The organism is Polaromonas sp. Polasp52 (genome assembly GCF_059491565.1).
This window is the reverse complement of sequence record NZ_CP168513.1, coordinates 4,688,663-4,709,887: the sequence shown is the minus strand read 5'-3', so window position 1 is coordinate 4,709,887 and position 21,225 is coordinate 4,688,663. Positions and strand designations below refer to the sequence as shown.

Genomic DNA, 21,225 nt, shown 5'->3' with positions numbered 1-21,225 from the left:
GCCCGGACAAACAAACGCCGGGCGTAAGAACCAACACCTAAACCGCCCTTTTCCGGAGAAACCATGAAGCTCAACCATCTCGCGCCCCTTGCCGCAGCGACCCTGCTGGCCTGCCTCAGTCCCGGCGCCCTGATGGCGCAAACCACGCCCTCGATGTACGACATCCCCAACCCGTCCTGGTACATCATGCCGCAGGTCACCGTGGTAGACCCGGACTCGCGGTTCAACGGCAACAAGAACCTCAGCGGCCTTGGCCTGCGTTTCGGCAAGGCGGTGTCCCCCTCCTGGGACATGCAGATAGGCGGCAGCATCGCCCGCGCCAACAACAACGGCCGGCGCTTTGAGCAGGACACGCTGGGCGTGGACGGGCTGTACATGTTCAACCGCAGCAGCAATTTCAGGCCCTTCCTGCTGGCCGGCATTGGCGCCGAGCGGGACAAATTGCCCAACACCAGCAAGACTTCGCCCTATCTGAACCTGGGCCTGGGCTTTCAGCTGGGGCTGTCCGACCAGTGGTTCATGCAGGCAGACCTGAGGCGGACCCGCACCTACCTTCGCGGCAACACCTTCGGCTTTGACCACGCCAACACCAACACCGTGAATGTCGGCCTGAGCTACTACTTCGACAAGCCGGCGCGTCCCGTGACCGCGCAGTACACCCCGCCACCGGCGCCCGAGCCAACGGTCACCGCACCGCCACCACCTCCTCCTCCGGCGCCGGCACGCTTCGAGAAGGTGACGCTGTCGGCCACCGAACTGTTTGCCTTTGACAGCGCCGAACTGGCAAGCCCGCAACCCAAGCTTGACCAGATCGCGCAAACCCTGATGGGCGGCAATTTCAACGGCAACATCACCGTGACCGGCTATACCGACCGCATCGGCTCGGACGCTTACAACCTTAAACTGTCGCAGCGCCGCGCGGACGCGGTGAAGAGCTACCTGGGCAGCAAAGGGGTCAACACCGGCCGCCTGACCGCCGTCGGCAAAGGGGAAAGCAACCCCGTCGTGACCTGCCATGACCGCAAGCTCAAGGACCTGATCGCCTGCCTGGCACCCAACCGCCGCGTGGAAGTCGAGGAAATCGTCATCGAGCGCCGCGTCAACTAAAGTCCGCGCCTCAGCCTTCGCAAAAGCCGGCGCCTGCCGGCTTTTGCTTTTGCGCTGCGCAAATGTTTATTTCGCGCCCAGGCCCATGGCCCGTGAAATCACTTCCTTCATGATTTCATTGGTACCACCGTAAATGCGCTGCACGCGCGCATCGGCATAGGCGCGCGTGATCGGGTATTCCCACATATAACCGTAGCCGCCGAAGAGCTGCACACATTCGTCCATGACCTTGCACTGCAGGTCGGTGCACCAGTACTTGGCCATGCTGGCGGTCGCGGTGTCCAGCTTGTCCTGCGCCACCAGTTCCGCGCATTTGTCGACAAACACGCGCGCCACCTGCACCTCGGTCTGCAATTCGGCCAGGGTGTAGCGCGTGTTCTGGTAGCTGGCCACCGGCTGGCCGAAGACCTTGCGTTCCTTCACGTAGGCCAGCGTCCAGTCGATCGCGGCCTGGGCCGAGGCCACGGCGGTGATGGCGATCTGCATACGCTCCCAGGGCAGTTGTTCCATCAGGCAGATAAAGCCGCGGTTCTCATGCGCCTGGCCGCCCAGCAGGTTTTCGGCCGGCACCTTGACGTCGGTGAAGAACAGCTCCGAAGTGTCCTGCGCCTTCATGCCCAGCTTCTTGAGGCGCTTGCCGGTCTCAAAACCCGGCATGCCGCGCTCCACCAGCATCAGGCTGGTGCCCTTGGCGCCGGCGGCCGGATCGGTCTTGGCCACCACAATGACCAGGTCGGCATGCCAGCCGTTGGTGATAAAGGTCTTGCTGCCGTTGAGCAGATAGCTGCCGTCGGGCTGCTTGAGCGCCGTGGTCTTCACGCCCTGCAGGTCCGAGCCGGCCGCGGGTTCGCTCATCGCGATGGCGCCCACCATCTCGCCGCTGGCCAGCCTGGGCAGGTATTTTTTCTTCTGCGCCTCGGTGCCGTAATGCAGGATGTAAGGCGCGACGATCTCGCTGTGCAGGCTGTAGCCGATGCCGGTAAAGCCGCCGCGGCCCAGTTCCTCCATCTGGACCACCGAATACAGCTTGTCGGCGCCGGCGCCGCCGTATTCCTCGGGCATGGTCATGCACAAAAAGCCGTTTTCGCCGGCCTTGTTCCAGACCTTGCGGTCCACATAACCCTGCTCTTCCCACTGTTCGTGGAAGGGCGCGATTTCCTTGTCCATAAAGCGGCGGAAGGCGTCGCGAAAGGCTTCGTGGTCGGAGCTGAAAAGGCTGCGTTCGATCATGGTGTCACCTGTGGGGAAAACCTGGAGTATTTATACAAAGCGTCTGCTTTGTGAAATGAATATACTGCATGAGCCTCCCTGCCCGCCTCCGAATCATCCCTGCCCTCCCCCGAGGAAAACCCCATGAGTACCGAAGCCTTTATCTATGACGCCATCCGCACGCCGCGCGGCAAAGGCAAAAAAGACGGCAGCCTGCATGAGGTCAAGCCCGTCAACCTGCTGGCCGGCGTGCTGGCCGACCTGCAGCGACGCAACGGCTTTGATACCGCCGCCGTCGACGACGTGGTCATGGGCGTGGTCTCGCCCGTGGGCGAGCAAGGCGCCGTCATCGCCAAGGTGGCTGCGCTCAAGGCCGGCTGGGACTTCCGCGCCTCGGGCGTGCAGGTCAACCGCTTTTGCGCCTCGGGCCTGGAGGCCGTCAACCTGGCCGCGCAGAAGGTGCGCTCCGGCTGGGAAGAGCTGGTAGTGGCCGGCGGCGTTGAAAGCATGAGCCGCGTGCCGATTGGCGCCGACGGCGGTGCCTGGGCGCAAGATCCCGAAACCAACAGCGCCACGCTGTTTGTGCCGCAAGGCATAGGCGCCGACCTGATCGCCACGCTCGAAGGCTTTAGCCGCGCCGACGTGGACGCCTTCGCGCTCGAAAGCCAGCAGCGCGCAGCCAAGGCCCGCGCCGCCGGCTACTTCGCCGGCTCCATCGTGCCGGTCAAGGACTTCCTGGGCCAGACCATCCTGGGCGAGGACGAATTCATCAAGCCGCAGACCACGCTAGCAGGCCTGGCCTCGCTCAAGCCGGCCTTCGACCAGCTGGGCGACATGGGTTTTGACGCCGTGGCGCTGCAGCGCTACCCCCAGGTCGCACGCATACAGCATGTGCACCATGCCGGCAATTCCTCCGGCATCGTCGACGGCGCGGCTGCCGTGCTGGTGGGCTCCGAGGCCGCCGGCAAAACCCACGGCCTCAAGCCGCGCGCCCGTATCGTCGCTGCCGCCCTCAGCGGCGCCGACCCGACCATCATGTTGACCGGCCCCATGCCGGCCACGCGCAAGGCCCTGGCCAAGGCCGGCCTCTCTGTGGACCAGATCGATTTGTTCGAGGTCAACGAGGCTTTTGCCGCTGTGGTGATGCGTTTCATGAAAGAGATGAAGGTGCCGCATGACAAGGTCAATGTGAACGGCGGCGCTATCGCCATGGGCCACCCGCTGGGCGCCACCGGCGCGATGATCCTGGGCACCCTGGTCGACGAGCTGCACAGGCGCAAGCTGCGCTACGGCCTGGCCACACTGTGCGTGGGCGGCGGCATGGGCATCGCGACCATTGTGGAAAGGATATGACTCCCCCCCGTAGCGTCTGCTACGCAGCCGCCTCCCCCTCGAGGGGGCAACACCAGCGGCCCGGCAAAGCCGGTTCCGCGGTGTTCCTCGCGAAAATCCTTCTTTCATGGCCTTTCCTATGAATACCATCCACTACGAAGTCAGCGACGGCATTGCCAGCATCACCTTTGACGAGCCCAACTCCCCCGTCAACACCATGTGCCTGCAGTGGCAGGAGGACCTCGGCGAAGTCACCGCCCAGGTCGTGAAAGACAAGGCATCGCTCAAGGGCATCATCCTGGCGTCGGCCAAATCGACCTTTTTTGCCGGCGCCGACCTCAAAGCGGTCATGCGCCTCACGCCGGCCGATGCACCCAAGGCCTATGCCGAAGTCGAACGCGTCAAGAAAAACTTCCGCACCCTGGAGACCCTGGGCATTCCCGTGGCCAGCTGCCTCAACGGCACGGCGCTGGGCGGCGGCTGGGAGGTCGCGCTGGTCGGCCACTACCGCGTGGCGGTGGACGACCCCAAGACCCAGTTCGGCCTGCCCGAGGTGACCCTGGGCCTGCTGCCCGGCGCCAGCGGCGTGACCAAGATGACGCGCCACCTGGGCCTGATGGGCGCGCAGCCCTACCTGGTCGAAGGCAAGACCTTTGGCCCGCGCCAGGCGCTGGAGCTGGGCCTGGTGCATGAACTCGTGGCCGACGCGGGCGAGTTGCGCGCCAAGGCCCTGGCCTGGCTGGCCGCCAACCCCCAGGCGCAGCACCCCTGGGAAGCGAAGGACTACAAAATCCCGGGCGGCACACCGGCCAACCCCAAGATCGCCGCAGCCCTCAGCGTCGCGCCCGCCATGCTCAAAAAGCAGACGCGCGGCCTCTACCCCGCGCCCGAAGCCATCCTGGCCTGCATGGTCGAAGGCGCGCAGGTGGACCTGGAAACCGCTTTGCGCATCGAAAGCCGCTACCTCGCCAGGCTCATGACCGGCAGCAACGCCAAGGCCATGATCAACACCTTTTTCTTCAACATGAACGCCATCAGGAGCGGGCAGTCGCGCCCGCCCCGGATGCCGAAATTCAGGCCCGGCAAGGTTGGCATCCTGGGCGCCGGCATGATGGGCGCGGGCATCGCCTATGCCCAGGCCAGCCGGGGCATCAACACCGTGCTCAAGGACGTCAGCCAGGAGAAGGCCGAGGCCGGCAAGGCCTACAGCAGCAAGATCACCGCGCCCCGCGTCGAGAAAGGCCGCATGACGGCCGCCGAACAAAGTGCCCTGCTGGCGCGCATCACCGCGACCGGCCAGGCCGCCGACCTGGCCGGCTGCGAACTCATCATCGAAGCCGTGTTCGAGCGGCGCGACCTCAAGGCCAAGGTCACGCAGGAGGCCCAACCCCTGCTCGCACCCGGCGGCTTTTTTGCCTCCAACACCTCCACCCTGCCGATCTCCAGCCTGGCCACGGCCAGCGACAAACCCGAAAAATTCATAGGCATCCACTTCTTCAGCCCGGTCGACAAAATGAAGCTGGTCGAGATCATCCGCGGCAAGCAGACCGACGACGAAACCGTGGCCCGCGCCTTCGACTATGTGCAGGCCCTGGGCAAGATCCCCATCGTGGTCAACGACTCGCGCGGCTTTTACACCAGCCGCACCTTCGGCACCTTTGTGATGGAAGGCGCAGCCATGCTGGGTGAAGGCATACCGGCCGCAGCCATCGAGAACGCCGGCATCCAGGCCGGCATGCCGGTGGGCCCGCTGGCCGTGCTCGATGAAACCGCACTCTCGCTGAGCGTGCACGTGCTGGACCAGACCCGCACCGACTTCAGCGCCGAAGGCAAGCGCTATACCGCCACGCCGGGCGAGCTGCTGGTCGAGCGCATGGTGAAGGAATTGAAGCGCCCGGGCCGCGCGGCCGGTGGCGGCTTCTACGACTATCCCAGCGAGCCCGGCGCGAAAAAGCAGCTATGGCCCGAACTCAAGCCCCTGTTCGAGAAACCCGGCATGGCCTGGGACATCCAGGAACTCAAGGACCGCCTGCTCTACCGCCAGGCCGTGGAGACTGCCCGCTGCCTCAGCGAAGGCGTGCTCACCACCGTGCACGACGCCAACATTGGCTCCATCTTCGGCATCGGCTTTCCGGCCTGGACGGGTGGCGCCATGCAATTCATCTACGGCATGGGTATTGACACTTTTATCGCGCGCTGCGGCGAGCTGGCCGCCAAATTCGGGCCTGGCTTTGCGCTGGCCGATACAGTCAAGGATACGATCCGCAAACACCAGCCGGTGTATTGAACGGCACCCTCCCCTTTTTATTCACCTCACCCGACCATTTCATGCCAAGACTCCAGAACAAGATCAGCCTCATCACCGGCGCCGCCCAGGGCATAGGCCTGGCCACCGCCCTCAAGTTCGCGAAAGAAGGCGCAACCGTCATCGTCTGCGACGTCAGGCAGGCCGGCGTCGATGACGGCGTCAAACAGTGCCAGGGCCTGGGCGCCCAGGCCGTTGGATTTGTGATGGACGTGACCCAGCGCGCCATGGTCGACGCCGTGGTCGGCAAGGTCAAAGACCAGTTCGGCCGTATCGACGTGCTGGTCAACAACGCCGGCATCACCCAGGACGCGCGCCTGCAGAAAATGACGCTGGAACAATTCGACAAAGTGATCGACGTGAACCTGCGCGGCGTTTTTCACTGCGCGCAGGCCGTGGCCGACACCATGGTGGCCCAGGGCAGCGGCGTGATCCTCAATGCGAGCTCCGTCGTCGGCATCTACGGTAACTTCGGCCAGACCAACTATGCCGCCAGCAAGTTCGGCGTGATCGGTTTCACCAAAACCTGGAGCCGCGAACTGGGCCCCAAGGGCGTGCGCGTCAATGCCGTCGCGCCGGGTTTTGTCGCCACACACATCCTGGACACCATCCCCGAAAAAGTCCTCAAGGAAATGGAAGCCCATGTACCGCTCAAGCGCCTGGGCCGGCCCGAGGAGATTGCCAATGTCTACGCCTTCCTCGCGAGCGACGAGGCGAGTTATGTCAATGGGGCGGTGATCGAGGTGTCTGGGGGGATGTCGGTTTAAAGGGCGCAAACGGATGCTCTTCGCCCTCTCCCTGCAAGCGTACCAATCGGCAAGCTAAGGATAATTTGAGGGTTTTTGCCCCGCAGCGCTTGCGATCCCGCAAGCCAGAAGCTGCATCGAGTGTTTCTCAACCGGTACGCTCAAGATCGACAGCAAGCTCTTTCCCTCTTGACTGACTTGCTTGGGAGGGCATTCAACGAAATACCGTACCTCGCTGATTTTTGGCTCCCGGCAGTTCTTCCCTTCGAGATCACAACGGCCATCCGATACTGGATAAAAATACCCAAGTACCAGCCTCAGATAGGCCAGGCCCTCGCCGTGCTGAAAGGCCCGCGTCACCTCCAGCCCACCTGCATTGCGTTCCCGAAGTCCCGGATCAACAGAGACCCAACCGTTCACGGGCGATGAGTCAAAGACCACGACTTTTGTGGTCCTGAGAGACGGATATTGTTCAAGAGAAAACCTGGCGGGTGGAAATGCATATGCCATTTGCTGGGCGAGCGCTCCACCCAGCGAGTGTCCCGTTATGACAATTCGAAGGCCATCCTTTTTCTCCAGCAATCCGGGGTGCCTGCGGATCAGTTCTGCCGCGAACTCGTCTGCAACCATGGTACGGACGACCTCATTGGCATCGGGATAGTCGGTAAGCTGCTGCCCGAACCAGCGCAGATTCGCGCGCCAGTTGACACCATAGTTGAACACCGTCCCCCTGAAGCTGATAACGACAACGGGCACGCCATCCAGCGGGTCCGCGCGCTCGTAAACCTTGAAGGCCAGTCCCTCCCGGACAGCCGCGCACCAGGTTTCGTCCGACATGAAAAAATCTTTCCACTCGGTCCATTTGGCCCGCGCCAACAAAGTCTGCGCTCCGTCGCTTGCGAATTCCGCGAACTTCTCTCGAGGATCGGCTCGCTTGACAATGGCGAGCAATTTTTCCGCGCTCATCTTTTCGGTGTTGCAGAGGGAAAGGCGCTCCCGCTGCGCCTCGCCTATCGGGAATACATCACTTCGGTGATAGGCATTCTCACTCATCACCGCATACTCCCAATGCATCAGCGCCTGCTGGCTCAGCGCTGCTTTTTGCGATTCCAGCGTGGTAACAAGATAGTGCTTCTCATTCGAAGGACGGATGAGCACGGTTCCCGGCTCTTGCGGAGAAATCGCACAACCAGCGAACAGCAAAGGCACGAACAGCGTCCATACAGCGAATCTGCGCATTTTTACCCCTCCCGGAAGTTCTGTTTGATGTGATGCTAGAGGGAGAAGGAATCACGCACACCCTACAAATAGAGGACTGATGAGTGATGTCGGGATGCTTACGGGAGACCGGAATTCACGACTTGTTCAATCATTAAACTCACTCGGATGAATCGTGTCATACACATGGCCCTCGCAACAAAAGACCACCATCCAAAGCCCCAGCTTGTGGTCGGAGTCAGGGGGGATCAGTTTGTTGAGCGCCCGCGCAACGGCTTGTTTGACGGCCACATCAACTTCTTTCCCGTCTGATGGCAGTGTTTCAACCGTCACCATCACCAGGGCCTCTTTTTCATAGAGTTCAACCTGCGGGATCGACCACCGCGCCGCCGTGGCATCGACAAAAGCGAGCGCTACTTTTTCAGGAAGTTCCGGCTGGGAAGTAAACGTGCCCATGGCTTGTGATCTGGGTCCTGCATGGTGGTGAGTCAGCGATGGGAGGATGATGCGTTATGGCAGGAGCGCGTCAACAGCCGCGGGAGTAAAGGGAATTTTTCACCGAAATTAGTTCCTGTTTTTGCTTCAAAACTGGAGCCGGGCCGCCGCCGGCTTAATCCGAAGCGGTCCGAAAAGTGATGAATACCCCAGCACCGTGACATATTGCGCGCCCAAGAGCCTCGCGTCGGCCTCTCGGGAAACTACTCACTCAAGCTGTGCAAAATGACATGGCGCGCGGGCGCCTGACCTGTCAGTATTCAGTCAACACCCAAGGAAACACATGCCCGCCGTTCTGCCCACCCGTTTGCCCCTTCCCGGGGATGCCGCCCTCGAGAAAACCCGGCACGCCGACAGTGCCGCGCGTGAGCAGCGCCACAACAGCCTGGCGGCGAAGATGGTCGCGCACCAGCAGGGTACCGGCCCCGCGCCGACGGCCGCGGAAATCGAGCAATGCAGGGAAGACGCCGCATTCGAGCAGGCCATGGGCAGGCTGCTGGCGGACGCGCCCCTGCCCCGCTAGGCGCCTTGCCGGCTCAGTCCAGGCGCTGGATCAGGTCTTCCAGGGCCGGGAAATCGACAGGCTTGACCAGGTGGCAGTCAAAGCCGCCGGCCAGGGTCCGGCTCTTGTCGTCCTCGTGGCCGTAACCCGTGATGGCCGCAATGAGTATGCCCGGGCCGTAAGGCAAACCGCGCAGCTCGCTGGCGACTTCAAAGCCATTCATGCCCGGCATGCCGATATCGACCAGCGCGGCGTCCGCCCTGTAGGTTTTTGCGATCTCCAGCGCGTCGGGCCCGTTGTAAGCAACCTTGGCCGAATGCCCCAGGAGCCGGAGCACTTCCGCGAGGCTGTCGGCCGCATCCCGGTTGTCGTCAACAACCAGGAATTTTTTGGCGGGCTCATCGGCCGTCACCGGCCTGCCTGCGCTGGCCCCGGGAATTGAGAACTTGAAGCGGCTTCCCCTGTCGGGGCCCTCGCTCTCGGCGCTGAGCACGCCGCCATGCATTTCCACCAGCGACTTGGCCAGCGTCAAGCCTATGCCCAGGCCGCTTTCCTTGGCGGCCGACTGCATGTCGCCCTGGGAAAACAACTCAAAAATCTCCTGGATCGCGGTCTTCGTGAGGCCCAGCCCGGTGTCTAGCACCTCGGTCCACACCTGAGCGCCTTCCGTCCAGCAGCGCAGCGTGATACGCCCGCCCGACGGCGTGTACTTGGCCGCGTTGGTCAATAGGTTCTGGATCACCTGGGTCAGCCGTATGCTGTCGGCGTCCACATAGACGTCGTCCCGCGGCAGCTCCAGGGAGAAAGTGTGGTGCCTGGCGTCCATCATGGGACGCATGGCCTCCGCGGCCCGGCTCAGGACCTGGTTGTAGAGCACGTTTTCTTTCTTGAGATGTATCTTGCCCGTGCTCAGGCGCCCGACGTCCAGCAGGTCGTCGACAAGCCGTGTCATATGAGTGAGCTGGCGGTCTATCATCTCGCGGCTGTTTTTGACGACCGGGCTGGGCGCGGGCTCAAGCTGCAGCACGGTGACGGCGTTCCGTATGGGTGCCAGCGGGTTGCGCAGCTCATGCGCGAGCATGGCCAGGAATTCATTCATGCGCCGGCTGGAGCGCTCCAGCTCCTCGAGCCGCCGGCGCTCGGACATGTCGCGGGTGATCTTGGCGAAGCCGCGCAACTGCCCTTCGGCATCGCGGATGGCCGTGATGACCACATTGGCCCAGAACCGGCTGCCGTCCTTGCGCACGCGCCAGCCCTCCTCTTCGGCGCGGCCTTTTTCCAGCGCCGCCCTCAGCTCGTTCTCGGGCATGCCCAGCGCCAGTTCCTCGGGCCGGTAAAACATGCGGAAGTGCCGGCCTATGGCTTCGACGGCGGTATAGCCCTTGAGGATCTGCGCGCCGGTGTTCCAGCTCTGGATGATGCCCTCGGGGTCCAGCATGAAGATCGCATAGTCCTGCACGCCCTCCACCATCAGGCGCAGCCGCTCTTCGCTTTCGCGCAGGGCCTGCTCCTGCCTGCGCCTTTCGCTGAGGTCGCGGGTCACCTTGGCGAATCCCGCATGGGTCCCGTCCGGATCGGTCAGCGCGGTGATGACCACATTGGCCCAGAAGCGCGAGCCGTCCTTGCGCACCCTCCAGCCCTCGTCCTCGAAGCGGCCCCTCTTTTTGGCGAAGGCCAGTTCCTGCTGGGGCCAGCCGGTAGCCCGGGCCTCGTCCGTGTAAAACATGGAGAAATGCCGCCCCATCACCTCATCGGCGGTATAGCCCTTGATGCGGGTTGCGCCTGCATTCCATGACACCACGTGCCCGTCCGGATCCAGCATGAAGATCCCGTAGTCCACCACGGAATCGACCAGCAGGCGAAAGCGTTCGATGCTGACGGAATCCACGGGCAGGACGGTATGCTGGCTCACGGCGCTCGGTCTCCCGCCCCGGCCATCGGCTCGCAGGTGTGCGGCATGAAGCTTGAGCTGGCTGCGTACAAATACGGCATCACAAAGGGCCCGGACAAAAAGAAACCCGGGTGGCCCGGGCCTTGAACTGGTAAATCCAGAGGAGTGAGTGCGGCCCCCGGATGGGGTCGCCACTTCAATATAGTCAAGCCAAAAGTAACATTCTGTAGGAGAACGCCGCGTTCCAAAGCCCGTAAGCGCTTGCGGGCCGGCTGCAGTGCCTGGCCTTAGTACTTTCGCCGGATCAGAAACGCACTGCTGGCTGGCTCAAAGCCCAGCGCCGGGTAGTAAGACATGGCGTCGGGCGCGGAGAGCAGTATCAGCGACACCTGGTCGCCAATCACGGCCCGCGTGCGCCGGATGAGCTCCTTGCCTATGCCGGCACCCTGGTACTTTTTGTCGACGGCGAGGTCCGAGAGGTAGCAGCAATAAGCGTAGTCGGTCAGCGAGCGGCCCAGGCCCACCAGCTCATCGCCCACCCAGGCCGACAGCACCAGGCTGGGCACGGAGAACATGCGCGCGATCCGGGGCAGGTCGCCCGTCGGGCGCTTGAGGCCGGACTGGTCGAAGACGCGCACGACGTCAAGCGGGTCCAGCGGGTAGTTGTGGCGGTATTCAACGGTGATGTTTGTCATGGGCAAAGGGATAGAGTTTGTCGTCATCGTTTTATCCGGCCTCGGCCATCGCCGCAATGGACAGCTTTCGGCCAAAGACACCAGAACAGGCGGCCTCGCACCTGGTGCGTTTCGGCATCACACCACAACGACATCGCCCCATGCCAGCCCGATATACAGCCCGCTCCAGAGGAAAAACATACCAATCAGAAACAGCACAAAGACCGCGGTAAAGCGATCCACGGCGGTGAACTCTATCCAGCCGCCGTCCGTGAGCAACTCCAGAAGGATGTCCGTCCAGCTCACGGGCTGGGTCTGGATGTCCGGCTCATGCCTGGAAATCAGCAGCTTCCAGGCGCCAAAGAGGAACAGGCCGCCGATAAAGCAGCAGAGGACGGCGAAGGCGTCAATCATGGATTCACAAAAGATGCGATGCAGATCCCTGCAATGATGCCAAAGGCAGCGCAATAAATATTGGCCGCAATTCCAACGCCTTTCAAAAGCCGCATTCCTTCGATATCGTTGGCGTTAATCAAAAACTGAACGCATTGCCTGCGGCTTTCCACGGCATGAGGGGCTCCGCGCTCTTTCAGTGAGTTCTGCATGCCGATGGAAGACACCATGGCCAGAAGCGAGGCCACGCTGATAACCGGAAAGAACAGGCCACGCACGGTCCAGATCGAAACGTTGGGCATGCAATACGCGTGGAGCACCTCGGCAGCAAAGGCAATCGCCATGCCGGCAAGGATAAAGAGGGTCTCATTGCGGGTCAGGTCTTTGACAACCTGGTCCGCACTTCTGGAGAAATCAATTCTCATCCGCTGTCCCCTTGGAACGGCCCGCCGCCTCGGGGGCCAGGTATTCATGCTTCAGGATGATGCGCGCCAGGCGATGCTCCAGATGGCGGACGGAGGGCTTGTGGCCATCCGATCTGAAAGAGAAGTATTCGCCATAGGGGTTTCTGGCATAAATGGTCAGGATATAGCTTGTGTGCTCGCCGTTGCTTGTATCTTCATCCTTGCGCACGATGACGGCGTGACGGCCTTCAAATGCGAAACGCGCGTCCCCGGCGTGGACAACGCTGTCAAGAAACTGCCGCATCGCCAACTCGACGCGGGAAGCAGCCGGATGGCGCCGCGCGTACAGAAGATAGGCCGCAATGCCAAGCGCTGAAAGCAGGAAGATGGCGCTTGGCAGGAAATGGGTGTCGTACATATTTGGGCACTACGCTTGATGGCTTGGCCGATTCAGGAAGCGACGCCGTCACGCCTTGGCAATGACCGCAATGGACACTTTGACGCCGGGCGCACCTGTGTGAACTGATCTTCCGCCACCATCTGCGTGCGCGGGTCAAAGCAGGCTTTTATAAGACCAGCCAAAACAGACGACACCACCCTTGCCCGCGGAAACACTGCCATCCACCCAATCGCAGTTGGGGCTGCGCTGAGGTGACCTCACACCCATGGCGGTATACCTGGACGGGCGAGCCGGGTCGCGCGAGACCTCAGCTTGCAAGATGTCCCCGGGACTAAACCCCATGCTGGTCGGGACCAGGACCTTGCCCACCACATTGCGGCCGGAGACAGCGAGCGCCGCGTACTGGTTCTCCCTGGCCCGCAGGGACATGGCACACACAATGTCACGCCGCACACATGCACTGCCGGCCAAGATGTCGCTGTCCGGGACGTCCGACAGTGAGACCACCACACCATAGATTCGCTCGCCGGCGGCCTTATCCATGAATTCCGCAGAGGGCTGGCTCGCGCAGGCCGCGAGCAACACGGCCGCTGCCGCAATGAGGGGAACTGAACGCATCGGCAAACTCCTCCTGGATCGCTTCTTGAGAATGGAAGGGCCACTCCTGCATGCGATTCTAGGGGCGCGGGCCGTGAACGGCCTCCTCACAATGGACTAGGGTGGCATGGTTTGGCTAGCGCCCATGCTTCATCTGCCGCAACCAGGCCCCAGGCGCCAAGCCCACACTGCCCTTGAAACGCCGGCTGAAATGGCTCTGGTCGGCAAAGCCGCAGGCGGCGGCCACTTCGGCCAGGCCCCGGCCGGCCAGCATGGCGGACTGGGCGCGTTCCAGGCGCACGGCATTGAGGTAAATGTGCGGCGGCACGCCGAACTGGCGGGCGAAGGCACGGGTCAGGTGCACACGCGACAGGCCGGCCTCGCGCGCCAGGGCGTCCACCGTGATGTCCTGGTCGTAACGGCTGCGCAGGTAGTCGCGTATGCGGGCCATGCGGGCCGCGCCGGCGGCCTTGCCGCCCTCGCCCGCGCTGCGCCGCTCGCCGTAACGCTGCAGCAGCCGCACCAGCACGTCTCGCGTAAGTTCTTCGGCGCGCAACGACTCCTGGGCCTGGCCGGCCGCGCCTATGGCTCGCGCCAGCGCGCGGCCCATGGCCGCGTCGCGCACCACGGGCTGGCGGAAGTAGGCGGCCATGTCGAGGCCGGCCTCCTTGTCGCGGCATTCATCGACCACCTGCGGCGCCACATACAGCATGCTGTAGCCAAAGCCCTCCTGGGTGCCGCGCTGGCCGTCGTGCGGCTCGTCGGGGTTGAAGAGGATGACGTCGCCGCGCAGGCTGGCGTGCAGCGTGCCGCCGCAGTGGAAGGTCTGCACGCCGGAGGCGGTGACGCCTATGGAATAGGTTTCGTGGCTGTGGCGCTCAAACGTATGTTCAGTGAAGTGGGCCTTCATCTGCGTCACGCCGGCCAGCGCGCCGGGACGAAAGCGCGCCCAGTCCTGGGCAGTGGGTGGCTGGGCATGGTGCATGAAACAATCGTACAAGACGCGGCAGGCGCGGACAAGCAGACTCCTTTCTTCCGACACAACGCAAGAGGAGTTTTCCGTGAAAACAGACGCCATAGACCTGCAGGCCAAGCTCGCGAGCTTTGAGGGCCACTGGCAGCCGCGCACCGTGAGCGAATTCAACGGCCACGACGTGATGGTGGTCAAGGTGCAGGGCGAGTACAGCTGGCATTCGCACCCCGACAGCGACGATTTCTTTCTGGTGCTCAAGGGGGAACTGCACATCGACATCGAAGGCAGCCCTACCGTGATCCTCAAGCCCGGCCAGCTTTACGTGGTGCCGCGCGGCGTGCGGCACCGGCCGCGCGCGGCACAGGAGGCGCAGCTGCTGCTGATAGAACCGACGGGCGCGCCCAACAGCGGCGACGCGGCCACGGCGGCCCCGCGCAGGGTGATCTGAAGCCGGGTTTTCGGGATCGAGGGCATTTGGGGGAATCCAATTACTTGACTTTGTCAACCAATTGCTTGACGATAGCTGGCATGGCTCTATCAAGCTCCCCCACCCTCCCCACGTCCGTCACCGCGGCCGCACCGGTCGCCGCCACGGCGTACATCAAGGCGATACGCGGCTTTAACCGCTTCTATACCCAGCGCATAGGCGTGCTGGACCCTTACCTGGGCAGCGAGTTCTCGCTGACCGAGGTGCGGGTGCTCTACGAGCTGGCCCACCGCGACCAGCCTACCGCGACCGAGCTGGGGCGCGATTTGTCGCTGGATGCGGGCTATTTGAGCCGCATCCTGCGGCGCTTTGAAAGCCAGGGCTGGCTGGCGCGCGTGCCCTCGCCGGCCGACGCGCGGCAAAGCCTGCTCAAGCTGACGCAGGCCGGGCACAAGGTGTTCGCGCCGCTGCAGCAGCAGTCGCGCGACGAGGCGGCCGCCCTGCTGGCCCCGCTGGCGCCTGAGGACCAGCACAAGGTGGTGAGCGCGATGGGCACGGTGCAGCGCCTGCTGGCCGGCCCAGGTGAGGCCGCGGCGACGCGCACCGTGGTGCTGCGCGACCCGCGGCCCGGCGACATGGGCTGGGTGGTGCAGCAGCATGGCGAAATCTATGCGCGCGAATACGGCTGGAACAGCGAGTTCGAAGCGCTGGTGGCCGACATCGCGGGCAAGTACCTCAAGAATCACCAGCCCGACTGGGAGAAGTGCTGGATCGCCGAACTCGACGGCGAGCGCGTAGGCGCGGTGTTTGTGGTGCGCAAGTCGGCCACGGTGGCGCAACTGCGCATGCTGATCCTCACGCCGGGCGCGCGCGGCCTGGGCCTGGGCGGGCGGTTGTCGGACGAATGCATCGCCTTCGCGCGCGGCAAGGGCTACAAAAAAATGGTGCTCTGGACCAACAGCTGCCTCGCGGCGGCGCGTGCGATTTATGCCAAGCGCGGCTTCAAGCTGGTCAAGAGCGAGCCCTACCAGGGCTTTGGCCACGAGCTGGTGGGCGAGACCTGGGCGCTAAAGCTTTAAGGCTACAGCCTTAAAAGTTCCGGAGGTTTTCAGCCCGGGGGCCTCGTGAACCACGAAGAGCGGGCTATTGTTTGAATAGCAGATGAAGCGCGTCGGCTTCTTGCGCGCTCACCGGGGATTGCGTTATGCGCGGCGATAATCGGCGCATGAGCCCCCTGCCCGCGCAAGAGCATCCGCAACCCAAATCCCTCACCGACCTCTTTGTTTCATTCACGCTGCTGGCCCTGCAGGGTTTCGGCGGCGTCCTCGCTGTCGTGCAGCGCGAGCTGGTCGAGAAAAAACGCTGGATGACGCGTGAAGAGTTCATCGAGGACTGGGCCGTGGCGCAAATCATGCCGGGCCCCAATGTGGTGAACCTGTCCTTGATGGTGGGCGGGCGCTATTTCGGCCTCAAGGGCGCACTGGCGGCGCTGGCCGGCATGCTGACGGTGCCGCTGGTGCTGGTGCTGCTGCTGGCGGTGCTGTATGCCCAGTTCGCCGGGCACCCCGGCGTGGCGGGCGCGCTGCGCGGCATGGCCGCGGTGGCGGCCGGGCTGATAGGCGCGACCGGCCTCAAGCTTTTCGGCGCGCTCAAGAAAAACGTGCTGGGCCTGCGGCTGTGCATAGGCCTGGGCCTGCTGTGTTTTGTGTCCATCGCGCTGCTGCGCATCCCGCTGGCTTATGTGCTGCTGAGCCTGGGCCTGGCGGCCTGCGTGCTGGCCTACCGAAAGCTCGCGCCATGAACGAACCGCTGCAAACACTGCACCTGGCCTTTGGCGCGCGCGAATGGTTTGACCTGTTCCTGCATTACCTCTCGCTGTCGCTGCTCTCGGTGGGCGGCGCCATCAGCACCGCGCCCGACATGCACCGTTTCCTGGTCGACAAGCAGCACTGGCTGACCGACGCGCAGTTCAACGCCTCCATCGCCATCGCGCAGTCGGCGCCCGGGCCCAATGTGCTGTTCATCGCCTTGATGGGCTGGAATGTGGGCCTGAACGCCGGCGGCATGCTCAGCGGGTTGCTGGGCGTGTTCCTGGCGCTGCTGGGCATCCTGATTCCAAGCACCACGCTGACCTACACGGCCGCGCAGTGGGGCCATCGCAACCGCGAGCTGCGGGCGGTGCGCGCCTTCAAGCAGGGCATGGGCCCCATCGTGGTGGCCTTGCTGATCGCCACCAGCTGGATTCTGGCCGGCGCCAACGGCAGTTCGCTGAAGGACTGGCCGGTATGGCTGTTGACGGCGGCCTCGGCCATCATCGTCTGGCGCACCCGCATCCATTTGCTGTGGCTGCTGGGCGCGGGCGCGCTGCTGGGCTGGTACGGGCTGGTCTGAGGCGGGCGAGCTTCAGCGCCGCTGGCGCAAGGCTTCGTAGAGGCAGACGCCGCTGGCCACGGACACATTGAGGCTTTCGACCGCGCCGCGCATGGGGATGCTGACCAGCTCGTCGCAGGTCTTGCGCGTGAGCTGGCGCATGCCCTCGCCTTCGGCGCCCAGCACCAGGGCGACCGGGCCTTTCAGGTCCACGTCGTAAATGGTTTTTTCGGCGTCGTCGCTGGTGCCTATGCACCAGATGTTGCGTTCCTTGAGCTCGCCCAGGGTGCGGGCCAGGTTGGTGACCATGAAATAAGGCATGGTCTCGGCCGCGCCGCTGGCCACCTTGGCGACGGTGGCGTTGATGCCGGCCGCATGGTCCTTGGGGGCGATCACGGCATGGGCGCCGGCGCCGTCGGCGACGCGCAGGCAGGCGCCCAGGTTGTGGGGGTCGGTCACGCCGTCCAGCACCAGTAGCAGCGGCTGGGCAACACCGGCCTCCTCGAGCTGCTCGAGCAGCTCATCGAGCGACTTGACCTGGGCCAGCGCGTCGACCCGGGCCACCACCCCCTGGTGGCCGTGGCTGCCGCACATCTTGGCCAGGCGCAGGCCGTCGGACTCGATCAGCCGTATGCCGGCCTCGCGGGCCCGGTCCATGAACTGGCGCATGCGCGCATCGCGGCGCGAAGCGTCGAAAAACACCTCCAGAACGGACTTGGGCGCGGTTTTGATGCGCACGCCGACAGCATGGAAGCCAAAAAGGACTTTGGGGGTAGATGACATGCAAGGGATTATCACTGCAGCCCTGCAAGCTGTTGACGGTCGCCACGGAGCCCTGTTTAGAGCGTTAATAGCTTCTTAGGCATTACTACCGGTGCACAGGGGCCGACCGGCGGTCACAATGCGGGCTGGGTAAGTCTAAAATAGTAACAATTTGTTGATCCTGCAGGGCAGGACGTTTCCGCAATCACGCGCACAGTTGGGGGCACTATGGGATTGAGGCTTAAATTTAATCTGGTGTTGATCGTGGTGTTCCTGGCAGGCTTCGGCGCCGCCGGGTTCATATCGCGCCAGCTGCTGCAGGAAAACGCCCGCGAGGAAGTCCTGCGCAATGCACGGCTCATGATGGACACCGCCCTCTCGGTGCGCGCCTACACGGTCGAGCAGATCAAGCCGCACCTGGAGAAGCAGCTCGAGGAGGTCTTCCTGCCGCAAACCGTGCCGGCCTACGCCGCCACCGAAACCCTGGGCCACATCCAGAAGAAGTACCGGGACTACGGCTACAAGGAAGCGACGCTGAACCCGACCAACCCGCGCGACCGCGCCACCGACTGGGAAGCCGACATCGTCCAGCAGTTCCGCCAGAACGCCGACTCGAAAGAGCTGATCTCGGAGCGCGCCGCGGCCACGGGCCGGCTGCTGTATATCGCCAAGCCCATACAGATCACCAACGCGGCCTGCCTGCAGTGCCACAGTGTGCCGGCCGCCGCGCCGGCCAGCATGATCAAGATCTACGGCGAGGCCAACGGCTTCGGCTGGAAACACAATGAAATCATAGGCGCGCAGGTGGTGACGGTGCCCATGGAGATTCCCATCCGCAACGCCGAGCGCACCTTCAAGACCTTCATGGCCTCGCTGGCCGCGGTATTCGTGGTGGTCTTCGTGGTGCTCAACCTGATGCTGAGCTGGCTCATCGTGCGGCCCATACGCCGCATGTCGCAGGCGGCCGACAAGGTCAGCACCGGCGACTTCGAGGTGCCCGAATTCACCGACGGGGGCAAGGACGAGGTGGCGGTGCTGGGCAGCTCCTTCAACCGCATGCGCCGCAGCCTGGAAAAAGCCATGCAGATGATTGACCGCGGCGACTGACCGAGCGATCACCCGCCCACCACAATGCCGGACGCATGACCGAGCCCGAAGACAAGACCCGAACCCTGCCCGTGCGGCCCGACGCCCCGGGAAGCGGGGATGTGGCCGCCCTGGCGCCGGGGCAGACCGTCTTTGAATACCGCATTGAAAAAATGCTGGGCGGCGGCGGTTTCGGCATCACCTACCTGGCGCAGGATATCAACCTGCAGTTGCCGGTGGCCATCAAGGAGTATTTTCCGGGCGACCTGGCCGTGCGTTCGGCCGACCTGTCGGTCCACGTCCGCTCCGGCGAAAACAAGGGCCAGTTCCAGTGGGGCCTGGAGCGCTTCCTGGACGAAGCCCGCGCGCTGGCCTCGTTTCGCCATCCCAACATCGTGCGGGTGCTGCGCTACTTCAAGGAAAACGGCACCGCCTACATCGTCATGGAGTACGAGTCGGGCGACCCGCTCAAGCGCTGGCTGGCCAAGCAGCCCGCACTGGACCAGCAGGGCCTGCTGAAAATCGTCTACCCACTGATGGACGGCCTGGAGGCGGTGCACAAGGTGAACTTCCTGCATCGCGACATCAAGCCGGACAACATCTACATCCGCGCCGACGGCACGCCGGTGCTGCTGGACTTCGGCGCGGCCAGGCGCCTGACCGGCAACCAGGACATGACCAACATCGTGAGCCCGGGTTTCGCGCCCTTCGAGCAATACCACAGCAAGGGCCACCAGGGGCCGTGGACGGATGTCTATTCGCTGGGCGCGGTGATGTACTGGATGACGACCGGGCAAAAGCCCATGGAGTCGGCCTCGCGCGTGCGCGAGGACAGCATGCCCAAGGCCGCCGACACCGCCAGCGCGGTGGTTTTCGGCGCGCCCCTGCTGCGCGCCATCGACTGGGCGATGACGCCCAACGAAACCCAGCGGCCGCAGGATATCGCGGCGCTGCGCCAGGCGCTGCTGAGCTCGGACTTCGTCAAGACGCAAACCCTGCGCGCGGCCAGCGTGCTGGCGCCCGCCACGCCCCCGGCCGCGCCCGTGCCGGCGCCCGTTGAGACCAGCACGGTCACCGCGCCGCCCGACAGCGCCCTGCTCGCCTACGCCGCCAATTCGCAGTCCATCCCGCTCAACAGCGCCGAGAACCTGCGCAAGAACGTGCTGGGCACCATCATGTTCCTGGACCTGGTGTCCTACTCCACCTATTCGGTGGACCAGCAGGTGGTGGTCAAGTCGCTGTTCAACGAACTGATCACCAAGGCCATAGGCGGCGTGAAAGAGTCGTCGCGCATCATGATAGACACTGGCGACGGCGCGGCCATCTGCTTCCTGGGCGATCCCGAGGAGGCACTGCAGTCGGCCCTGCTGCTGCGCGACCTGCTGGCGCAGAAGTACGGGCGCAAGCTGTCGCTGCGCGTGGGCCTGCACCTGGGCCCCATCCGCATGGTGTTCGACATCAACAACCGGGTCAACGTGGTGGGCGACGGCATCAATGTGGCCCAGCGCATCATGGATTTCGCCAGGCCCAACCAGGTGGTGGTCTCGCGCGCCTACTACGACGTGATCTCGCGCATCACCGACAGCGCGGCCGGCCATTTCGACTACCTCGGCCCGCACATGGACAAGCACCTGCGCTCGCACGAGATCTACGCGGTGCTGGACCCGAATGCCGTCCCGGCGGCGCCCGCGGCGCGCAACCTGGAATTCGAGCACACGGCCTCCTTCGCCGCGCTGGCCTCGCTGACGCCCGAAGTCGTGCACGAGATCGAAACCGAGCTGGCCAAGCTGATCGGCCCGCTGGCCCGGGTGCTGGTCAAGAAGTCCGTGCCGCGCACGGTGAGTGCCCAGGGCCTGCGCGACCTGCTGGCCGTCTCCATCCCGGACGCCACGGCGCGCGAAGCCTTTGCGCGGCCGCGCAATGCCAGCGCGCCCGTGCATTCAACGCCGCTGGGGGCTTCGGGCCCGCGCACCGGTGTTACCAGCGCCACCGGCGGCACCAGCGTGCCCAGCCGCGTGCTGTCCATGCCGGTGTCCGGCCTGCGGCACCAGGACATGAGCCGACCCTCGGGACTGTCATCGCCTTCGGGACCGTCCGCGACCTCGACCTCCATCAATGTGCAGTATTTCAGCGCCGAGTTGCAGTCCCAGCTCGAACGCATGCTGAGCCTGTACATAGGCCCGCTGGCCAAGACCCTGGTGCGCAAGGAGTCGGCGCGCCACACCACGCTGGGCGGCCTGGCCAAGGCACTGGCGCTGCAGATCGACAAGCCCGACGACCGGGCGAAATTCCTGGCCGCGGCGCAAAAACTGCGTTGAGCCCGGCGCCTGCCTG

Annotated in this window: 22 protein-coding genes; 11 read left to right on the top strand and 11 right to left on the bottom strand. The window is 63.9% G+C overall.

Annotated features, from left to right (window positions below; all coding sequences use genetic code 11):
- Positions 1 to 63 precede the first annotated feature (63 nt).
- Positions 64 to 1,107, top strand: a complete 1,044-nt coding sequence (locus ACEN9P_RS22020) for an OmpA family protein (RefSeq protein WP_477661699.1) — start codon at positions 64 to 66, stop codon at positions 1,105 to 1,107.
- A 66-nt stretch (positions 1,108 to 1,173) separates the two neighbouring features.
- Here ACEN9P_RS22020 and ACEN9P_RS22015 read toward each other — a convergent pair whose 3' ends face one another.
- Positions 1,174 to 2,337 carry an acyl-CoA dehydrogenase family protein gene (locus ACEN9P_RS22015; protein ID WP_477701023.1) on the bottom strand — a complete coding sequence of 388 codons (1,164 nt, stop codon included), beginning with the start codon at positions 2,335 to 2,337 and terminating at the stop codon, positions 1,174 to 1,176.
- Positions 2,338 to 2,460: 123 nt separating this feature from the next.
- On the opposite strand from ACEN9P_RS22015, the gene ACEN9P_RS22010 reads away from it, so the two are divergent.
- From ACEN9P_RS22010 to fabG, 3 genes are all read left to right on the top strand, one after another.
- A complete protein-coding gene (locus ACEN9P_RS22010) occupies positions 2,461 to 3,669 on the top strand; it encodes an acetyl-CoA C-acetyltransferase (RefSeq protein WP_477661697.1) in 1,209 nt (402 codons plus the stop codon).
- 118 nt (positions 3,670 to 3,787) lie between these two features.
- Positions 3,788 to 5,935, top strand: a complete 2,148-nt coding sequence (locus tag ACEN9P_RS22005) for a 3-hydroxyacyl-CoA dehydrogenase NAD-binding domain-containing protein (RefSeq protein ID WP_495620461.1) — start codon at positions 3,788 to 3,790, stop codon at positions 5,933 to 5,935.
- A 41-nt stretch (positions 5,936 to 5,976) separates the two neighbouring features.
- A complete protein-coding gene (fabG, locus tag ACEN9P_RS22000) occupies positions 5,977 to 6,720 on the top strand; it encodes a 3-oxoacyl-ACP reductase FabG (RefSeq protein ID WP_495620460.1) in 744 nt (247 codons plus the stop codon).
- 54 nt (positions 6,721 to 6,774) lie between these two features.
- Here fabG and ACEN9P_RS21995 read toward each other — a convergent pair whose 3' ends face one another.
- Both ACEN9P_RS21995 and ACEN9P_RS21990 read right to left on the bottom strand, forming a co-directional pair.
- A complete protein-coding gene (locus ACEN9P_RS21995) occupies positions 6,775 to 7,938 on the bottom strand; it encodes an alpha/beta fold hydrolase (protein WP_477661694.1) in 1,164 nt (387 codons plus the stop codon).
- 126 nt (positions 7,939 to 8,064) lie between these two features.
- Entirely contained in the window at positions 8,065 to 8,373 is a 309-nt protein-coding gene (locus ACEN9P_RS21990; protein ID WP_477661693.1) for a hypothetical protein, read from the bottom strand.
- Between the two features lie 346 nt (positions 8,374 to 8,719).
- On the opposite strand from ACEN9P_RS21990, the gene ACEN9P_RS21985 reads away from it, so the two are divergent.
- Positions 8,720 to 8,935: a hypothetical protein gene (locus ACEN9P_RS21985; RefSeq protein ID WP_495620459.1), complete on the top strand. Its 216-nt coding sequence runs from the start codon at positions 8,720 to 8,722 to the stop codon at positions 8,933 to 8,935.
- A 13-nt stretch (positions 8,936 to 8,948) separates the two neighbouring features.
- On the opposite strand, the gene ACEN9P_RS21980 is transcribed toward ACEN9P_RS21985, so the two are convergent.
- From ACEN9P_RS21980 to ACEN9P_RS21950, 7 genes are all read right to left on the bottom strand, one after another.
- On the bottom strand, positions 8,949 to 10,826 hold the full coding sequence (locus ACEN9P_RS21980; protein WP_495620458.1) for a PAS domain-containing hybrid sensor histidine kinase/response regulator: 1,878 nt from the start codon (positions 10,824 to 10,826) through the stop codon (positions 8,949 to 8,951).
- A gap of 266 nt (positions 10,827 to 11,092) precedes the next feature.
- Positions 11,093 to 11,500, bottom strand: a complete 408-nt coding sequence (locus ACEN9P_RS21975; protein ID WP_477661689.1) for a GNAT family N-acetyltransferase — start codon at positions 11,498 to 11,500, stop codon at positions 11,093 to 11,095.
- Positions 11,501 to 11,617: 117 nt separating this feature from the next.
- Positions 11,618 to 11,893, bottom strand: a complete 276-nt coding sequence (locus ACEN9P_RS21970; RefSeq protein WP_495620457.1) for a hypothetical protein — start codon at positions 11,891 to 11,893, stop codon at positions 11,618 to 11,620.
- Positions 11,890 to 12,297, bottom strand: coding sequence for a hypothetical protein (locus ACEN9P_RS21965; protein ID WP_477661687.1), 408 nt, complete (start codon positions 12,295 to 12,297; stop codon positions 11,890 to 11,892). The genes ACEN9P_RS21970 and ACEN9P_RS21965 overlap by 4 nt, the downstream gene beginning before the upstream one ends.
- Entirely contained in the window at positions 12,287 to 12,694 is a 408-nt protein-coding gene (locus tag ACEN9P_RS21960) for a hypothetical protein (RefSeq protein ID WP_495620456.1), read from the bottom strand. The genes ACEN9P_RS21965 and ACEN9P_RS21960 overlap by 11 nt, the downstream gene beginning before the upstream one ends.
- A 135-nt stretch (positions 12,695 to 12,829) precedes the next feature.
- Complete coding sequence (locus ACEN9P_RS21955) at positions 12,830 to 13,294, bottom strand: hypothetical protein (protein ID WP_495620455.1); 465 nt, start codon at positions 13,292 to 13,294, stop codon at positions 12,830 to 12,832.
- Positions 13,295 to 13,409: 115 nt separating this feature from the next.
- Positions 13,410 to 14,258, bottom strand: coding sequence for an AraC family transcriptional regulator (locus ACEN9P_RS21950; RefSeq protein ID WP_495620454.1), 849 nt, complete (start codon positions 14,256 to 14,258; stop codon positions 13,410 to 13,412).
- Positions 14,259 to 14,334: 76 nt separating this feature from the next.
- On the opposite strand from ACEN9P_RS21950, the gene ACEN9P_RS21945 reads away from it, so the two are divergent.
- From ACEN9P_RS21945 to ACEN9P_RS21930, 4 genes are all read left to right on the top strand, one after another.
- On the top strand, positions 14,335 to 14,694 hold the full coding sequence (locus ACEN9P_RS21945) for a cupin domain-containing protein (protein ID WP_477661683.1): 360 nt from the start codon (positions 14,335 to 14,337) through the stop codon (positions 14,692 to 14,694).
- A gap of 80 nt (positions 14,695 to 14,774) precedes the next feature.
- Positions 14,775 to 15,752 carry a bifunctional helix-turn-helix transcriptional regulator/GNAT family N-acetyltransferase gene (locus tag ACEN9P_RS21940; RefSeq protein ID WP_495620453.1) on the top strand — a complete coding sequence of 326 codons (978 nt, stop codon included), beginning with the start codon at positions 14,775 to 14,777 and terminating at the stop codon, positions 15,750 to 15,752.
- Positions 15,753 to 15,898: 146 nt separating this feature from the next.
- Positions 15,899 to 16,474, top strand: coding sequence for a chromate transporter (locus ACEN9P_RS21935; RefSeq protein ID WP_477661681.1), 576 nt, complete (start codon positions 15,899 to 15,901; stop codon positions 16,472 to 16,474).
- Positions 16,471 to 17,064: a chromate transporter gene (locus ACEN9P_RS21930; RefSeq protein ID WP_477661680.1), complete on the top strand. Its 594-nt coding sequence runs from the start codon at positions 16,471 to 16,473 to the stop codon at positions 17,062 to 17,064. Before ACEN9P_RS21935 ends, ACEN9P_RS21930 begins: the two co-directional genes overlap by 4 nt.
- A gap of 12 nt (positions 17,065 to 17,076) precedes the next feature.
- Here ACEN9P_RS21930 and rlmB read toward each other — a convergent pair whose 3' ends face one another.
- Positions 17,077 to 17,826 (bottom strand): 23S rRNA (guanosine(2251)-2'-O)-methyltransferase RlmB, encoded by a 750-nt coding sequence (gene rlmB / locus ACEN9P_RS21925; protein WP_477661679.1) that lies wholly within the window; start codon positions 17,824 to 17,826, stop codon positions 17,077 to 17,079.
- 207 nt (positions 17,827 to 18,033) lie between these two features.
- On the opposite strand from rlmB, the gene ACEN9P_RS21920 reads away from it, so the two are divergent.
- Positions 18,034 to 18,912, top strand: a complete 879-nt coding sequence (locus ACEN9P_RS21920; protein ID WP_495620452.1) for a c-type heme family protein — start codon at positions 18,034 to 18,036, stop codon at positions 18,910 to 18,912.
- Between the two features lie 35 nt (positions 18,913 to 18,947).
- Positions 18,948 to 21,209 carry a protein kinase domain-containing protein gene (locus ACEN9P_RS21915; RefSeq protein ID WP_495620451.1) on the top strand — a complete coding sequence of 754 codons (2,262 nt, stop codon included), beginning with the start codon at positions 18,948 to 18,950 and terminating at the stop codon, positions 21,207 to 21,209.
- Positions 21,210 to 21,225: the final 16 nt, after the last annotated feature.

What these genes read in the sequence shown, in the direction of transcription:
- ACEN9P_RS22020 (WP_477661699.1), top strand. Translation starts at nt 64, where the DNA reads ATGAAGCTCAACCATCTCGCGCCCCTTGCCGCAGCGACCCTGCTGGCC.
- ACEN9P_RS22015 (WP_477701023.1), bottom strand. Translation starts at nt 2,337, where the DNA reads ATGATCGAACGCAGCCTTTTCAGCTCCGACCACGAAGCCTTTCGCGAC.
- ACEN9P_RS22010 (WP_477661697.1), top strand. Translation starts at nt 2,461, where the DNA reads ATGAGTACCGAAGCCTTTATCTATGACGCCATCCGCACGCCGCGCGGC.
- ACEN9P_RS22005 (WP_495620461.1), top strand. Translation starts at nt 3,788, where the DNA reads ATGAATACCATCCACTACGAAGTCAGCGACGGCATTGCCAGCATCACC.
- fabG (WP_495620460.1), top strand. Translation starts at nt 5,977, where the DNA reads ATGCCAAGACTCCAGAACAAGATCAGCCTCATCACCGGCGCCGCCCAG.
- ACEN9P_RS21995 (WP_477661694.1), bottom strand. Translation starts at nt 7,938, where the DNA reads ATGCGCAGATTCGCTGTATGGACGCTGTTCGTGCCTTTGCTGTTCGCT.
- ACEN9P_RS21990 (WP_477661693.1), bottom strand. Translation starts at nt 8,373, where the DNA reads ATGGGCACGTTTACTTCCCAGCCGGAACTTCCTGAAAAAGTAGCGCTC.
- ACEN9P_RS21975 (WP_477661689.1), bottom strand. Translation starts at nt 11,500, where the DNA reads ATGACAAACATCACCGTTGAATACCGCCACAACTACCCGCTGGACCCG.
- ACEN9P_RS21970 (WP_495620457.1), bottom strand. Translation starts at nt 11,893, where the DNA reads ATGATTGACGCCTTCGCCGTCCTCTGCTGCTTTATCGGCGGCCTGTTC.
- ACEN9P_RS21965 (WP_477661687.1), bottom strand. Translation starts at nt 12,297, where the DNA reads ATGAGAATTGATTTCTCCAGAAGTGCGGACCAGGTTGTCAAAGACCTG.
- ACEN9P_RS21960 (WP_495620456.1), bottom strand. Translation starts at nt 12,694, where the DNA reads ATGTACGACACCCATTTCCTGCCAAGCGCCATCTTCCTGCTTTCAGCG.
- ACEN9P_RS21955 (WP_495620455.1), bottom strand. Translation starts at nt 13,294, where the DNA reads ATGCGTTCAGTTCCCCTCATTGCGGCAGCGGCCGTGTTGCTCGCGGCC.
- ACEN9P_RS21950 (WP_495620454.1), bottom strand. Translation starts at nt 14,258, where the DNA reads ATGCACCATGCCCAGCCACCCACTGCCCAGGACTGGGCGCGCTTTCGT.
- ACEN9P_RS21940 (WP_495620453.1), top strand. Translation starts at nt 14,775, where the DNA reads ATGGCTCTATCAAGCTCCCCCACCCTCCCCACGTCCGTCACCGCGGCC.
- ACEN9P_RS21935 (WP_477661681.1), top strand. Translation starts at nt 15,899, where the DNA reads ATGAGCCCCCTGCCCGCGCAAGAGCATCCGCAACCCAAATCCCTCACC.
- ACEN9P_RS21930 (WP_477661680.1), top strand. Translation starts at nt 16,471, where the DNA reads ATGAACGAACCGCTGCAAACACTGCACCTGGCCTTTGGCGCGCGCGAA.
- rlmB (WP_477661679.1), bottom strand. Translation starts at nt 17,826, where the DNA reads ATGTCATCTACCCCCAAAGTCCTTTTTGGCTTCCATGCTGTCGGCGTG.
- ACEN9P_RS21920 (WP_495620452.1), top strand. Translation starts at nt 18,034, where the DNA reads ATGGGATTGAGGCTTAAATTTAATCTGGTGTTGATCGTGGTGTTCCTG.
- ACEN9P_RS21915 (WP_495620451.1), top strand. Translation starts at nt 18,948, where the DNA reads ATGACCGAGCCCGAAGACAAGACCCGAACCCTGCCCGTGCGGCCCGAC.